The sequence below is a fragment of the Nitrosomonas cryotolerans ATCC 49181 genome, from assembly GCF_900143275.1.
Classification (GTDB): domain Bacteria; phylum Pseudomonadota; class Gammaproteobacteria; order Burkholderiales; family Nitrosomonadaceae; genus Nitrosomonas; species Nitrosomonas cryotolerans.
Genome location: NZ_FSRO01000001.1, coordinates 153,080 through 169,630 on the forward strand (window position 1 = coordinate 153,080; position 16,551 = coordinate 169,630).

The window sequence follows — 16,551 nt, forward strand, 5'->3', positions numbered from 1 at the left end:
CTAATGCCTGTCAATCTTTTTATCCTTCTCTTCGACAATAATTTTTTTAAACAGATACAGCTTTTCCAGTGCTTGTTTGGGGCTTAACTCATCAGGGATAATGTCATGCAACATTGTGATGATCGGATGGTCTTGTGGAGTCTCTTCTATTTTATTGGGAATGGAGGGAAATAAATCCAGTTGTACCGTGTTTTTCTGTTCCAGTTTTATCAAATGTTTCTTTGCTGTTTGAATAACGGATGCAGGAACCCCGGCCAGTGCAGCAACTTGTAAGCCATAGCTCTGACTAGTCGCTCCCTCGGTGACCTTATGCAAAAATACAATATGGTTTTTATGTTCGACAACATTTAAGTGTACATTTTTTACCTGTTCAAATTCGTCAGCAAGTCGTGTCAATTCAAAATAATGTGTGGCAAAAAGTGTATAACTCTGATTCTTCATTAAGAGATGCCGAGCAATAGCAAAGGCTAATGCGAGGCCATCGAAGGTAGCAGTCCCTCGCCCTACCTCATCCATTAAGACCAGGCTATGTGCTGTAGCATTGTGCAGTATGTTGGCTGTTTCTGTCATTTCGACCATAAATGTCGAACGTCCACCCGCAAGATCGTCTGCGGCACCAATGCGGGTGAATATCTGGTCCAGTATCCCTATGCGTGCATACTTCGCAGGAACAAAACTCCCGCAATGTGCGAGCAATGCAATCAGTGCAACCTGCCGCATATAGGTCGATTTTCCACCCATATTTGGACCTGTGATGATAAGCATTTGCTGTTTGTTATTGCGCCGAGTACCCAGCTGAATATTATTGGCTATAAAATTTTCTACCTGGCTCTCGACGACGGGATGACGCCCCGTATCAATTTCAATGACAGGCGTATTCGTAAAAATGGGTGCATTGTAGCCAAGAGATTGCGCGCGCTCAGCAAATGTGGACAATACATCCATTTCAGCTACACTTGAAGCAATGCGCTGCAGTTGATTAATATATTCTGAAAGGGTATTTAATAACGCATGATATAAGGATTTTTCTCTGGCTAAGGCACGATCCTGAGCAGCCAACGCTCGATCTTCAAAGGCCTTTAGTTCCGGTGTGATATAACGTTCTGCATTTTTCAGGGTTTGTCTGCGGCGATAATCCTCTGGGATCTTATTGCTATGTGCATGAGTGACCTCAATGTAGAAGCCGTGAACTCGATTATATTCGACTTTGAGATTAGTAATGCCGGTGCGCTCCTTTTCCCGTGTTTCCAGTTGCAATAGAAATTCGCCACAGTTATTTTGCAAAGCGCGTAATTCATCTAGTTCAGTGTCATAGCCATCTGCAATGACCCCACCTTCACGCAGCACGACGCTGGGTTCTGCAAGCAGGGATGTTTTGAGTAAATTAATGAGCGTTTTATCTGATATTATGAGTTGTGCTAGCCGATTGACTAATCCGTGGCAAGATGCAGTAACCAGATGAGCTACTTCAGGGAGTCGTTGTAAACTGTCGCGTAATCCGGATAAATCTCTGGGGCGCGCGGATTTTAGAGCGATACGGGCAGTAATTCGTTCGATATCAACAATATGCCGGAAACAATTTCGTATAGGGAGATAGATAGGCTGCTCATCTTTTCCGATCAAAGCGGTGACACTTTCGAGCCGATCTTGAATGGCCGTATGATCCCGTAATGGATGATGTAACCAATACTGCAGTAGACGGCTGCCCATATTGGTAGAACACGTGTCCAGCAATGATGTCAGTGTGGGCGATTTTTCACCACGTATGGTTTCAGAAATTTCCAGATTGCGCCGTGTCGATGCATCTATACGAATATAAGCACCGTCGCGCTCGACTTGTAGTGTTGTAATGTGAGTGATATGTGTTCCCTGTGTGAGACGAACATACTCTAATAGTGCACCTGCGGCATTCAATGAAGCCGATAAATCGTCGCACCCAAAGCCGGAAAGGTCGTGTGTTTCAAATTGCCTGGTAAGATTGGAGATTGCACTGCCTGCATCGAATTGCCATAGTGGTAAACGTTTTAGTGTCCGGGGATTGTTGAATATTTCAGCTATTGATAGGGATTCCGGCAAGAGAATTTCAGATGGTTTAATGCGTTCTAGCTCACTTACCAGATTATTTTGCGATGTTTCCATTACGCGTAGTTGTCCAGCAGCTAAATTCAGCCAGGCTAATCCCAGTACAGATTCATGTATAAATAAAGCAAGTAATATGCAATCGCGCTTATCTTCTAGCAATGCTGCATCGGTTAAGGTTCCGGGCGTAACAATACGTGTTACCTCACGGGCTACGGGTCCTTTGCTGGTAGCTGGATCACCTATCTGTTCACAGATAGCGATGGATTCTCCTAATTTGACCAGTTTGGCCAAGTATTGTTCGGCAGCATGATAAGGGACGCCGGCCATCTTGATTGGCTCTCCTCCCGAAGTACCCCGTTGTGTTAGTGTAATGTCCAAAAGCTTAGAAGCCTTTTCCGCATCATCAAAGAACAATTCATAGAAGTCACCCATACGATAAAACATCAGCATATCCGCGTGTTGCGCCTTGATACGCAGGTATTGCTGCATCATCGGTGTATGTTTGCTATCTTTTTGTTTTACAGTCATTTACGTTTAAATCATTTTTGAAAATAAGTTATTCGGCGTGTTTTGGGCAATGAAACTGGTCAAATAGACTGGGACGAGAGATCTTTGCGTAACTGTGTTTTGAGCAATGAAACTGGTCAAGTAGGCTGGAGCGAGAGATCTTTGCGAACTGTGTTATAAGCATTTTTATACTTATGTTTGGTTCATAAGATCAATCAGTTAAAAATTCAAAGCTATCCATAAAATTAGCTATACAGAAGTTGTTGTGTAGTTGACCGGCAGATAAACTGTAATTGGGTGGGTTTTACAAGTGGTATCCGTAATACGGCATGGAAGTCGCATGAATGTAATATCCCGAGTCATCTTGGTAACCCCTGCTGGCAGCTGAATATTTTTGTCAGAGAAAAATATGAACAGATGCGCGTGCCATACATCTGCGCTCTAGAAAATCAGTGCTCATATAATTGACCACTTGAATCTATTGAATATCCCGAGTTTTTCTTGAGGTCATTCTATTTTTGACCCAGTCAGCTACGCTTTCCAACGCTGCTGGCAATTTATCGGGTTGTGTTCCGCCTGCCTGTGCCATATCGGGTCGTCCGCCTCCTTTACCACCTACTTGCTGTGCTACGAAATTGACTAATTCGCCAGCTTTGATCTGGTCGGTCAGATTCCCTGTAACGCCGGCAATTAGGGTTATTTTTCTATCTTCTATCGAACTTAACACGATTACACAGGATTTAAATTTATTTTTAAACTGATCCAGAGTCTCACGCAGAGTAGTGACATTAGCGTCATCCAGGTTAGCAGCCAGTACTTTAATTCCCCCTATTTCCTGTGCTTGTCCGATTAATGCTTCACTTTGGGAATGCGCCAATTTTGATTTTAGGCAGGCCAGCTCCTTTTCCATCTGCTTGACATGGGTCAGTGTCTGAGAAAGTTTTTGCGTTATTTCCTGTGGGTGTGTTTTTAATATATTCGCTATTTCTAATAACTGTGCTTCGCGTTGCTGTACATATTCTATGGCTGCCTTTCCTGTTATGGCTTCTATGCGTCGGATGCCGGCTGCTACACCCGATTCGGATACCATCTTAAAAAATCCGACCTCGCCAATATGCGCGACGTGAGTGCCACCACATAATTCAGTAGAAAACTCACCCATACCAATTACTCGAACTACGTCAGTATATTTCTCACCGAATAAAGCCATTGCGCCATGTTTGATGGCATCATCATATTTCATATGCTGTATATTAACTAACCAGTTGTGTCTGATTTGTTCGTTCACCAGATATTCAATGCTGCGTATTTCATTAATAGCCAGAGGGGCATGGTGTGAAAAATCAAAGCGCAACCGCTGGGCATCCACCAGAGATCCTTTCTGCGTGACATGATTGCCTAATGTTTTGCGTAAAGCGGCATGTAAGAGATGTGTGGCAGAATGGTTATTGGCTATACTGGCTCGTGTTAATGGATTAACCTTGGCGATAACCTTGTCGCTTATGGCCAGCCGGCCACTTTGCAATATACCTTTATGTCCGAATACCGCTGCTTGAATTTTTTGTGTATCTGAAACCACGAAGGTACCATTCCCAGCCAGCAATTCACCGCAATCGCCAACCTGCCCACCCGATTCAGCATAAAAAGGTGTTTGATCCAGTACGATGACGGCTTCATCGCCTGCTTCGATAAAACTAGCCGGGCTGCCTTGTTTATAAATAGCTTGGATCTGCCCTTCGTGCTGTAGTGATGCATAACCGTGAAAGACGGTTTGCTGTCCGCTGTAAGCCATGCTTTCCTGCATGGTAAATTTGTTGGCTGCACGTGCCTGTTCACGTTGGCGGGACATCGCCTGATCAAAGCCGGCATGATCGACCGTAATGCCTCGTTCACGGGCTATATCGGCTGTGAGATCGAGTGGAAAACCGAAAGTATCATAAAGCCGAAATGCAGTTTCACCATCTAATGTGCTAATTTCTTTATGTAATGACGATTCAAGAATTTGCATACCGTGCTCTAGTGTTTCCGCAAATCGTTCTTCTTCTTGTCGTAATATCGCTGCAACCTGTTCTTTGGCTGCAACTAATTCCGGATAGGCCGCGCCCATTACTTTGCTCAAATCTTCTACTAACAGGTAAAAGAAGGGCTGTTTCTGCTCAAGCCTGTAACCGTGGCGAATAGCCCTGCGGATAATGCGCCGTAGGACATAACCTCGTCCTTCGCTGCCCGGAATGATCCCATCGGTAATCAGAAATGCGCAAGCCCGAATATGATCGGCGATAACTTTAAGAGAGTTATTTGATAGATCTTGTGTATTTGTAATTTTTGCGGCTGCCTTGATTAAAGCCTGGAATAGATCAATTTCATAGTTACTATGAACTTGTTGCATCACCGCAGAGATACGTTCCAACCCCATGCCGGTATCGACAGAAGGTTTAGGCAAGGGGTGCAGAACGCCGGCATCATCACGGTTGTACTGCATAAAGACCAGATTCCAGATTTCTATATAGCGATCACCTTCCGCTTCAGCAGAACCGGGTGGCCCACCGGCCACTTCAGGACCATGATCATAGAAAATCTCTGAGCAAGGTCCACAGGGACCCGTTTCTCCCATCTGCCAAAAATTATCCGTAGTTGCGATACGCGTTAGTCTGGAAGGGGGAACACCAATCTCGTTAAGCCAGATATCAGCGGCTTCGTTATCCTCCGCATATACGGTTACCCACAATTTTTCTCGTGGAATGTTCAACGTGACCGTGAGAAATTCCCATGCGAACTGAATAGCGTTACGCTTAAAATAGTCACCAAAGCTGAAATTTCCCAGCATTTCAAAGAATGTATGGTGTCGAGCGGTATAGCCAACATTTTCCAGGTCATTATGTTTACCGCCGGCCCGTACACACCGTTGCGAACTTGCGGCGCGTGTATAAGTGCGTTTGTCCTGACCGAGGAAGACATCCTTGAACTGTACCATGCCTGCATTGGTAAATAACAGCGTGGGATCATTATTGGGAACGAGCGAGCTGGAAGTTATGGTTGTGTGACCATGAGATTCGAAGAACGCTAGGAATTGCTGTCTTATTTCGCTACTTTTCATATCAAACTCAAATAATTAGGAAATACTCAATAAATAATTGGTGGTTATGATTTGAAGTCATTGCCGGGCATGATACGACGACGGGTTCGCAGGGAATTCGTTTTAGTAACATCCGGGCTAGTATCTCTCCAGTTCGATGACCGTCATGCCGATCGATTCACCCTTGATAATTGCAATGCTTTCGACTCGGGCACGAAGGCTGATTGCTTCATTCATCCTGGGTAACTCTGCTTCAGTTAGAATGGTAATTTCTCCACTTGCATCTTCTAATACAAAGGACTTCAGATTCAGCAGTGGAAGACGAGTGACTTCTTTTGCAATCCCTTCAAGTTTTACTTCTTTGCCATCAAAATTTGCGGGCGATGTGTTGATATCGTGAATAGGCGTGGTATCGCTGGCATTTACCTGGCTACCCGGCAGAGCGATCATTATTGTCAAGACGAGTGATGCAATAAATTGCCTCATATCGGTATGTGATAACACCAGAGATTTTGCTTCTTTATCAAAAAACTGCGACTTTGCACGCATTTGTTTGCCTCGTTCCTGGATGTTGGTGGGGAAGCTGCCCAAATTTCCGTTCTTGTCAGAGATACGCTCATCGTGCCAGATAATTTCAAGTTTTTCAGAGATAACTTAATTTTTACGATAATTATTTTACCTTGGTTGTTTTGACCTGGTCGAGAATACCGGCAGCTAATCGAATTTTCTGTTCAAGCCCTTTTGTGATATCAACATGTTTTCTAAGATATGCGCGCACATTATCTTTACCCTGGCCAATTTTTTCACCGTTGTAAGCATACCAGGACCCTGATTTATCAATAAGTTTATATAATACGCCCAATTCAATAATTTCACTTTCACGCGAAATACCTTCGCCATAGAGAATATCAAACTCAGCTTGTTTGAATGGTGGGGCCACCTTATTCTTAACTACCTTAACACGTGTTTCGCTGCCGATCACCTCCTCTCCCTGTTTGACGGATCCGGTGCGGCGAATATCAAGGCGTACTGATGCATAGAATTTAAGTGCATTACCACCGGTAGTTGTTTCTGGGCTACCAAAGATAACACCGATTTTCATGCGGATTTGATTGATAAAGATAACGATTGTATTGGTACGTTTGATATTGGCCGTTAATTTACGCAAAGCCTGCGACATTAATCTGGCTTGCAGTCCCATTTGTGGCTCACCCATATCACCTTCAATTTCCGCGCGCGGCGTCAAGGCGGCAACCGAGTCTACCACTATGATATCAACTGAACCGGAGCGTACCAGCATATCCGCGATTTCTAGTGCTTGTTCACCATTATCGGGTTGAGATATCAATAGTTCTTGTACGTTGACTCCAATTTTCTGTGCATATTGTGGATCCAACGCATGCTCTGCATCTATAAAAGCGGCGACTCCCCCTTTCTTCTGCATTGCCGCAATAACCTGTAACGTTAAGGTGGTTTTACCTGAAGATTCCGGCCCATAAATTTCAATTATACGACCGCGTGGTAATCCACCGATACCCAGCGCAATATCTAATCCTAATGAGCCGGTAGAAACGACTTGAATATCATTGGCGACTTCATGCGCCCCCAAACGCATGATTGATCCTTTGCCGAATTGCTTTTCAATTTGAGAGAGTGCGAGTTCCAGTGCTGTACTTCTGTTCTCATCCATAATTTGTCCTGTAAAGAGTTGACTAAATTATCGCATATTCGGTTTTATGCAAAGTGAACTTACAATGAGGTTAATTAGTGCAGGAATGTGGGTTGCAGTAAAAAATTCGAGTATCTGGCTTGCCTGCGATATAATTAACAGATGTTGCTGAAGTGACAGGTATAAATTCATCACTGTGCCAGCAAAAAATTTATTTAGCGACAGAGGGAGAATAGCGATTCGAATTATTTTATTAGGTGGTCCCGGTGCGGGAAAAGGCACACAGGCCAATTATATTAAGGCGCATTTCGGTATTCCACAAATTTCTACTGGCGACATGCTGCGTAGTGCTGTTAAAACGGGTACTACGCTGGGTATCATGGCAAAAAAAATCATGGATACAGGCGGGCTGGTTTCAGATGATATTATTATTAACTTAGTTAAAGAACGCATTGCGCAGCCTGACTGTGACAATGGTTTTTTATTTGATGGTTTCCCACGCACGATTCCTCAAGCCGATGCAATGAAAGCGGCCGGTGTGAACATTGATTGCGTCGTTGAAATTGATGTGAGTGATAAGGAAATCATCAAACGCATGTCTGGCCGCAGAGTTCATCCAAGTTCAGGCCGCACCTACCATGTGGATTTCAATCCGCCTAAGGTAGCAGGAAAAGATAACGAAACCGGTGAGTTGCTAATACAACGTGATGACGATAAAGAAGATACCGTCAGGAAACGATTAGAGGTTTATCATAATCAAACCGAGCCTCTGATTGAATATTATTCAAAATGCTCAGCTAATGGGGAGAAAAATGGGCCCCGTTATATAAAAGTAGCCGGAGTTGGAACGGTTGAAGAAATTCGTGACCGTATTCTTGCTGCATTGAAATAATCTCAGCTTGCTCTAGTTTTAGTCTTATCACTTGGTCGTATTATTTACAGACTCAGGGTGTATCACATTGCGTCTGAGTTTTTATGTGGATATGAATCGTGTCAATATACACGGATAGTTTTGCTTACGGTTTGATCAATCAGGAGAAAGAAATATTATGGCAATAAAAAATGCATTTTATGCCCAATCTGGGGGTGTTACTGCTGTCATTAACGCATCCGCCGCGGGTGTTATAGAGACCGCGCGTCAGCAACCAGATAAAATTGGCAAGATTTATGCGGGCCGGAATGGCATCATCGGTGCGTTGACTGAAGATCTCATTGATACCGGTGAAGATTCGGCTGCTGCGATTAGTGCGTTGCGCCATACACCTTCAGGTGCATTTGGTTCTTGTCGTTACAAGCTGAAAAGCCTCGAGCAAAACCGTCGTGAATATGAGCGCCTGATTGAAGTATTCAAAGCACATGATATTGGTTATTTCTTTTATAATGGAGGCGGTGATTCTGCGGATACTTGTCTGAAAGTATCGCAATTGTCGGATACGCTGGGTTATCCAATCCAAGCGATTCATGTTCCCAAAACGGTTGATAATGATTTGCCCATTACGGATTGTTGTCCCGGTTTTGGTTCAGTAGCAAAATATATAGCGGTATCCACACGTGAGGCTAGTTTTGATGTGGCCAGCATGGCAAAAACATCTACAAAAGTTTTTGTGCTGGAGGTGATGGGCCGTCATGCCGGGTGGATTGCAGCAGCAGGTGGTTTGGCATCGAGTAAAGATTGCGAGATACCCATTGTTATTTTATTCCCAGAGATTGCTTTTAATAGAGAAAAGTTTCTTTCTAAAGTAGATAGTTATGTCAAGGAATTTGGATATTGCTCAGTGGTGGTATCTGAAGGTGTTAAAGGTGCAGATGGGAATTTCCTTTCTGATCAGGGCTTGCGAGATGCTTTTGGTCACGCTCAGCTCGGTGGTGTTGCGCCGGTTGTTGCAAATATCATTAAAGATGGTTTGGGCTTGAAATATCACTGGGGTGTGGCAGATTATTTACAGCGTGCTGCACGTCATATTGCCTCCAAAACCGATGTGGAGCAGGCTTATGCAATGGGTAAGGCTGCGGTGGAATTTGCCATTGCGGGGCATAACTCGGTGATGCCGACGATAGAGCGCGAATCTAATTCGCCTTATCGTTGGAAGGTTGGAATGGCGCAGCTTGCAAATGTAGCTAATGTTGAAAAAATGATGCCCGAGAATTTCATCACCGAAGATGGCTTTGGTATCAGCGAAGCATGCCGTGAATATCTTGCACCGCTCATTGAAGGAGAAGACTATCCGCCCTATAAGGATGGTTTACCCGATTACGTGCGGTTAAAGAATGTAGCGGTCAAGAAAAAATTGGATGAATTCAAGATCTAAGTTTCATTAAACTTGATACATCCAGATAGCAAGAACATATAAAATATATGTTGTTGTATTTTGGTTTTGGACTAGGGTTTAATGTGGAATTATCAGGCCGAAATTCTACATGTGTTTTAGATGGTCTGACTTTAATTGGAGTTCTTTATGGCTAACGGTTTAATTGTCGCAATAGGTAGTGCGATTCTGGCCCTGATATTCAGTGGTATCTGGATCAGGGGTATTTATACCCAATCTGCCGGTAACAAGCGTATGCAAGAAATCGCTTCTGCCGTGCAGGAAGGGGCATCAGCTTATCTCAAACGCCAGTACATGACCATTAGTGTCGTGGGTGCTGTGCTATTTTTTGCCATTGGTTTTGCGCTCACATGGGATACCGCCATTGGTTTTGCCTTAGGCGCGATTTTATCCGGTGCCGCTGGTTTCCTGGGTATGAATGTGTCGGTTCAGTCGAATGTGCGAACTGCCGAGGCAGCTCGTACCGGACTGAATGAGGCGCTTGCTATCGCTTTTCGTGGTGGGGCGGTAACCGGCATGCTGGTGGTTGGCCTGGGATTGCTGGGCGTTGCCGGATATAGTGCCATGCTATTCAATGGCGCAAGCAGTGATGAATCTATCAGCGATATTATTAAGCCATTGATTGGTTTTGCTTTTGGTGGCTCGCTTATTTCTATTTTCGCACGTCTTGGTGGGGGTATTTTTACTAAAGGTGCAGACGTTGGTGCCGACTTGGTTGGTAAAGTAGAGGCGGGCATACCTGAGGATGATCCACGTAATCCAGCCGTTATTGCGGATAACGTCGGGGATAATGTGGGTGACTGTGCCGGAATGGCCGCAGATTTGTTTGAAACTTATGCGGTTACAATTATTGCAACCATGCTGCTGGGTGCCTTGCTATTTACGACGAATGATATGAATGCGGTCATTTATCCGTTAATGTTGGGTGCCGTTTCTATTGTTGCCTCCATTGTTGGTTGCTATTACGTCAAGATGCGTGAGGGTGGCACCATCATGAATGCACTGTATCGTGGATTGGCTGTTGCCGGGGGGCTCGCATTGTTTGCTTATCTTCCTGTTACGGTCTGGTTTATGGGCGACATGACCCTTGTACTTGATGGTGTAGATGTGACGGGTGGTGCGTTGATTATGCGGTTATTCTTTGCAGCTGCTATTGGTCTGTTGCTAACCGGATTAATGGTTGTCATCACTGAATATTATACTTCTACCGAATATCCGCCTGTACAACATATTGCCGAAGCATCTACGACGGGACATGGCACTAATATTATTGCCGGTTTAGGTGTTTCAATGCGCGCTACTGCGGCTCCTGTTTTAGCTGTTTGTGCCAGTATCTGGATTGCTTATGCATTAGCCGGGCTCTATGGTATTTCGATTGCGGCGACCGCCATGCTTTCGATGACCGGAATTATCGTAGCATTGGATGCTTATGGTCCGATAACTGATAATGCGGGCGGTATTGCTGAAATGGCTGAGATGCCTGAGTCGGTAAGAGCGATTACTGATCCACTGGATGCAGTGGGTAATACAACCAAAGCGGTAACGAAAGGTTATGCTATTGGTTCCGCAGGTCTTGCAGCATTAGTCCTGTTTGCCGATTATACGCATGGGCTGGAAGATGCGGGACATGTGTTAACGTTCGATTTATCCAATCACATGGTTATTATTGGCCTGTTTATTGGTGGTCTGGTGCCTTATTTATTTGCCGCCATGTCCATGGAAGCGGTTGGACGTGCTGCTGGCTCTGTTGTAATCGAGGTGCGTCGCCAATTTCGTGAGATTCCTGGCATTATGGATGGAACAGCCAAGCCCGATTATTCGCGCGCAGTGGATATGTTGACCAGAGCTGCCATTAAGGAAATGATGATTCCTTCGCTATTGCCGGTGCTTGTGCCAGTGTTAGTAGGCGTATTCCTCGGTCCTCAAGCGTTGGGTGGCTTGCTGATGGGTTCCATTGTAACCGGTTTGTTTGTGGCTATCTCAATGACGACTGGTGGTGGTGCATGGGATAATGCCAAAAAATACATCGAGGATGGTAACTTTGGTGGAAAAGGAAGCGAAGCTCATAAGGCAGCGGTTACTGGTGATACAGTGGGTGATCCCTATAAGGATACGGCGGGTCCTGCAATTAATCCGTTGATCAAGATTATCAACATTGTTGCATTGTTAATTATCCCATTGCTGTAATTGTCGTTTAAAATGAAAAGCACACTGGTTTTTCAGTGTGCTTTTTTTATTGCCTATTCAATAATGAACATTAGGCTTCTATTTATCATCTCAACTTCCGGAAAACCCCGGTCTTAAGGCCGGGGATGGATAGGGAGTCAGCTTCGCTGATACTAAAGCCTGTTTTTTCACCTATTTCTGTTACAGTGTGTTAATGGAAATTAAGCGCGCATACAAATTCAGGTTTTACCCAACTTTTGAGCAAGAAACTATTCTGGCTCAAACATTCGGGTGTGCTCGGTTTGTCTATAATCGCATGTTGCGCGTTCGTTCTGATGCTTGGTATACCGAGAAAAAAAGAATCGGGTATCATGCTACCTCCTCTTTGTTGACCGAGTTAAAAAAAGAGCCTGAATTTGAATGGCTGAACAAAGTTTCCAGTGTTCCTGTGCAGCAATCTCTCCGCCACCTGCAAACGGCATTTGGTAATTTCTTTGCCAAACGAGCCAAATACCCGTCATTCAAAAGCAAGCATGAGAAGCAATCGGCTGAATACACGTCCAGCGCCTTCAAGTGGGACGGTAAGTCTCTGAAACTGGCGAAGATGAAAGATCCACTGAATATCAGATGGTCGCGCACCCTTCCTAAGGCAACAAAACTAACGATTGCAACAGTCTCTAAAGACTCAGCGGGTCGATACCATGTTTCTATGCTTTGCGACGACTCTGTTGCGCGAAAGCCAAGGGTTAGCGGCAAAGTCGGCATTGACTTAGGATTAACGCACTTCGCTATTCTTTCTACGGGCGAGAAGATTGCGTCTCCTAACACGCTACGAAAGAATGAAACCAGGCTTGCTAAGCTGCAACGCAAGCTATCTAAAAAGCGCAAAGGGTCGGCCAATAGACAAAAAGCCAGACTAAAAGTAGCGCGACTACATGCAGGAATTGCTGATGCTCGTAAAGACTTTCTACATAAACTCTCAACACGGCTAGTGAACGAAAACCAAGTGATAGCTGTAGAGTCTTTAGCTGTTAGCAATATGAAGAAAAATCGTTGCCTCGCAAAATCAATTTCCGATGCAGGATGGGGTGAATTTGTGCGGCAATTAGAATACAAGTCGCTGTGGTACGGGCGAGAGCTTGTAGGTATTGACCGATGGTATCCAAGCAGCAAACGCTGCTCGGGATGTGGGCATACCGTAAACAAGATGCCTTTGAATGTGCGTGAATGGACTTGTCCGGAATGCGGATCAATCCATGATCGAGACATCAACGCAGCGCGTAATGTTTTGGCCGCTGGACTGGCGGTGTCAGCCCTTGGAGAATCTATAAGTCCTGTTTGCATTTAGGTGCGTCCGGGTTGGATTCGTTGAATTGGGAATCCCCTTCGTTTACGGAGGGGAGCAGTCAATTTAAGATCGGAGCATAGATCTATCAGTACTGAAATAGGGATATGTCAGACGTCATCATATCAACATTACCTAACCCAAGGTTTAAGTCAGATGGTGTATTGATGGTTTGATGAAGTCTCCGCTCAACTGAACGTAATGTATCCAATAAGCTGGTCAACTGAAAATGGAATCTTTCGTCGGCGATTAATCGATACCATTCATCACCGTCTGGATCCTCTTCATCAAGATGACGCCAAAATAAGTTATCAAAATTCTTGAATGAAACTGGCTTCCCTGCCAGTAGATCACCTTTGATTTTTTTGGCCCAAGCGTGACGCCTTTTGATCAGACCATGAGCATCCTGATGCACGATAACAGATAGATAATCATAAAGATCCGCTGGGCGGCGAATCTTTATGAGCGCCGTTGTGCGCTGTTCGTACGCAGCGCTTTTAATCAGGTGATGTAAGGTTGCTGCCGAAATTTCCAGAACAACACCCGTCTGTAACGAATAATTTTGATTGAGGCTCATATGTCAGTAAAAACAAACGATTTTAAATCAACAACTATGATTTAAAATTTTTGACTAAGTTCCATTTATTCACCTTTTTATATATGAATCAGAATAAAACAGATGTATTGTTATTCGTAACGTAAAAATTCTTCTGCCAATGAATCGACACCATGACGACTAATTAATCCTTCAATTTCAGCGAGTAAGGCATCATCTTCATCCTCCTCCAGTACACCCGCACCTACCAGGCTGGCTAATAAACCAGAAGTGATCGCTTCCTGTATTTTTCCCAGTGTAGGTGGAGATTCCCAATTCTCACTATTTATGACCGTTTCCACTACTCTGGAAAGTGGCTCGCTGGCTACACTTTGCACGAAATCGATAGCTAACGTTGTTTCATCAAACTCTTCAATCAGAGCATCTAGCTCATCGAGCAATGATTCAGTGATATCAAAATGATGTGATTGCTCTGTTTCGGTGAAGGTTGCTGGTAACAAACCGGCTATAAATGTGCGCATGGTGGCAAGTGTTATAGGCTGATCGGAATCTGAGTTGTTGATCCGGGTTTCTATTAACGCGGATAGATCGGGGCTTACGCGGGTGGCAACATCAATGGGGTTACGGATAGTCATGATATTCCTCTCAGTAGTGAAGCGATAATTAGCCATACAGAGACCTCTGCACAACTGCGTTTTTGAGCTTTTCTGATTACTTTCAGCATCGATAAATTAATACTTAAAATCTTTCCCAGCCCGAGATAACCAGTTATGCAGCGGTTTTATACATTTATCATTATCAATAGGTTGACTTCAAACTATGTGTTACAAATTCCTGTTCTATCTAATGAAGCGATATGATCGAAATTTATAATGAGTACTCGAGAAAAAGTTTTCTGCCTATTTGATGGAAATGTACTGAAGGCTTTATGGGTTGTCAATGCAGATTCCTTGATTGTCGTGCGTTTTAAGATATTGTTTTGGGGAAGCCTGGTTTTTATAGCAGAATAAACCAATCTTTTGGCTCGAGTAGGGATCCGTTTATTTGTCCGATTAACTGGTGGCCGTTAATGCAAGATAGGATGATGGCATGCTAGAGCAGTTTAGTCGTGCTTACACCCACTCTAATTATCGCATCATAAGGGGGGGTAAAAGGCCTGTTTTATTGATCCCGTGCTGCCTGATTTAAACCAGGTATCTGTGTCGTTTATGGGACTGCCTCGTAATATAGAGTTATCCGTTTTTTACCGTACAACTTATTGATTATTAACGAGTGAAGTTTCAAGTAATTCTATTACGAGACCGCCCCTTTATATATGTATTGCCCGATCAGCGTTTCTATAAGATTATGCAATAAGCTGATTTATAATAAATAATATGTAGCCAAGCCGAGGAAACTCATAAATCCGACCACATCAGTGACTGTTGTCAGAATAACTGCGCCGGATAGTGCTGGGTCTATGTTGAGGCGTTGTAGAATCAGGGGGATGGCAATGCCAGCTGCGGCTGCTGCGACCAGATTGATTACAATGGCAGCTGCAATGACTAGACTGATGCCGGTATCTTGAAACCAGAGCCAGACCATTCCGGCGACAACGAGCGCCCATAATAAACCGCTGATAATACCGATTAAAACCTCCTTACGAGCTAACCAACCACTGTTGCCGTTGGTAATCTGATCCAATGCCAGTCCTCTGATGGTTAAGGTTAATGTCTGGCTGCCCGCAATGCCGCCCATGCTGGCAACAATGGGCATCAATACGGCTAGCGCCACGATTTTATCGAGAGTGTCCGCAAATATGCCGATTACCCAGGCTGCGAGAAAGGCGGTAACTAGATTAATGCCCAGCCATACGGTGCGGCGTTTAGCACTGCTGATGACCGGTGCGAACAGATCTTCTTCTTCATGCAGGCCATCGCGGCCCATTAATGCGTGATCTGATTTTGCGCGTAAAATGCAGATAACATCATCCATTTTTATGCGCCCCAATAGATAATTATTTTCATCTACCACTGCGGCCGAAACAAAATGAAACTGCTCAAAGAAATGTGCGACTTCATGTTCATCCGTGGTTGCCAATATGGCTGGATGCTGGCTGTTCATGACTTCTTTAACCAGACTGGTTTTATCATGAGTTAACACCTTGTTTAGCAGCAACTTGCCTTGATAAAGACCAGACCGGTCAATCACCATCAGCCCATCGGTATAATCGGGCAGATCCTCGTGCAATTGTAGATAGCGCAACACTACTTCCAGTGTGACGTCGTTTCTGACGGTAATTACATCTGGGCTCATCAGGCGTCCGGCCGTTCCCTCTTCAAAAGACAGGTTGGTTTCCAGATGCTCACGAATTTCATCAGATAAATTCTCTTCGATAGATTGCCTGATGCGTTCGGGTAACTCTTCAATCATGTCGGCTAAATCGCTGACATTCATTTGTTCAGTAGCCGCGACCAGTTCTTCGGTCGGCATTTCAACGATCAGACTGTTGCGAACTTCATCATGCAGAAGTGTTAATGTGTCGGCACCCTGGGATTCTGGTATAAGATCCCATAGCTGTTTACGTTCCTTGGGCGGCATTGCCTCCAGAATATCTGCCAGCTGTCCGGGATGGAAGTGGTTTAATAAAAACTTTAATTGATCAAAATCTGCTTGTTGTAGCAGGATAATAACTTCATCTATAGAGGGTTTTGTAGATTCGGTTGGGATGCGCTCCGATTCCGTCATGATTGCTGTATTCCTGTGGATTGAGTAAAAACAAGCGATAAAATAAAATTCAAATAAGAGAGTCACATGGTATGTGAGGTTTTCGGCCGCCAGTGG

Annotated in this window: 11 protein-coding genes; 4 read left to right on the plus strand and 7 right to left on the minus strand. The window is 44.3% G+C overall.

The features are described 5' to 3' along the window. The 4 genes from mutS to recA form a co-directional block, all read right to left on the minus strand. Window positions 1-2,610: a DNA mismatch repair protein MutS gene (mutS, locus tag BUQ89_RS00650; protein ID WP_028461519.1), complete on the minus strand. Its 2,610-nt coding sequence runs from the start codon at window positions 2,608-2,610 to the stop codon at window positions 1-3. 457 nt (window positions 2,611-3,067) lie between these two features. Further along, window positions 3,068-5,686 (minus strand): alanine--tRNA ligase, encoded by a 2,619-nt coding sequence (gene alaS / locus BUQ89_RS00655; protein WP_028461518.1) that lies wholly within the window; start codon window positions 5,684-5,686, stop codon window positions 3,068-3,070. A gap of 117 nt (window positions 5,687-5,803) precedes the next feature. After that, window positions 5,804-6,214 (minus strand): hypothetical protein, encoded by a 411-nt coding sequence (locus BUQ89_RS00660; RefSeq protein WP_245812862.1) that lies wholly within the window; start codon window positions 6,212-6,214, stop codon window positions 5,804-5,806. Window positions 6,215-6,335: 121 nt separating this feature from the next. Further along, window positions 6,336-7,355 carry a recombinase RecA gene (recA, locus tag BUQ89_RS00665; RefSeq protein ID WP_028461516.1) on the minus strand — a complete coding sequence of 340 codons (1,020 nt, stop codon included), beginning with the start codon at window positions 7,353-7,355 and terminating at the stop codon, window positions 6,336-6,338. A 217-nt stretch (window positions 7,356-7,572) separates the two neighbouring features. On the opposite strand from recA, the gene adk reads away from it, so the two are divergent. The 4 genes from adk (at window position 7,573) to tnpB (ending at window position 13,175) form a co-directional block, all read left to right on the plus strand. Continuing rightward, window positions 7,573-8,226 (plus strand): adenylate kinase, encoded by a 654-nt coding sequence (gene adk, locus BUQ89_RS00670; protein WP_028461515.1) that lies wholly within the window; start codon window positions 7,573-7,575, stop codon window positions 8,224-8,226. A gap of 157 nt (window positions 8,227-8,383) precedes the next feature. Continuing rightward, on the plus strand, window positions 8,384-9,643 hold the full coding sequence (locus BUQ89_RS00675; protein ID WP_028461514.1) for a 6-phosphofructokinase: 1,260 nt from the start codon (window positions 8,384-8,386) through the stop codon (window positions 9,641-9,643). A 147-nt stretch (window positions 9,644-9,790) separates the two neighbouring features. Beyond that, entirely contained in the window at window positions 9,791-11,848 is a 2,058-nt protein-coding gene (locus BUQ89_RS00680; protein WP_028461513.1) for a sodium-translocating pyrophosphatase, read from the plus strand. Window positions 11,849-12,041: 193 nt separating this feature from the next. Next, a complete protein-coding gene (gene tnpB, locus BUQ89_RS00685; protein ID WP_074202452.1) occupies window positions 12,042-13,175 on the plus strand; it encodes an IS200/IS605 family element RNA-guided endonuclease TnpB in 1,134 nt (377 codons plus the stop codon). 85 nt (window positions 13,176-13,260) lie between these two features. Here the strand turns inward: tnpB and BUQ89_RS00690 are convergent, their stop codons facing one another. The 3 genes from BUQ89_RS00690 to mgtE form a co-directional block, all read right to left on the minus strand. Continuing rightward, entirely contained in the window at window positions 13,261-13,749 is a 489-nt protein-coding gene (locus tag BUQ89_RS00690; protein WP_051537701.1) for a hypothetical protein, read from the minus strand. A gap of 110 nt (window positions 13,750-13,859) precedes the next feature. Beyond that, entirely contained in the window at window positions 13,860-14,363 is a 504-nt protein-coding gene (locus BUQ89_RS00695) for a hypothetical protein (protein WP_028462271.1), read from the minus strand. 727 nt (window positions 14,364-15,090) lie between these two features. After that, a complete protein-coding gene (mgtE, locus tag BUQ89_RS00700; protein WP_028462270.1) occupies window positions 15,091-16,455 on the minus strand; it encodes a magnesium transporter in 1,365 nt (454 codons plus the stop codon). Window positions 16,456-16,551: the final 96 nt, after the last annotated feature.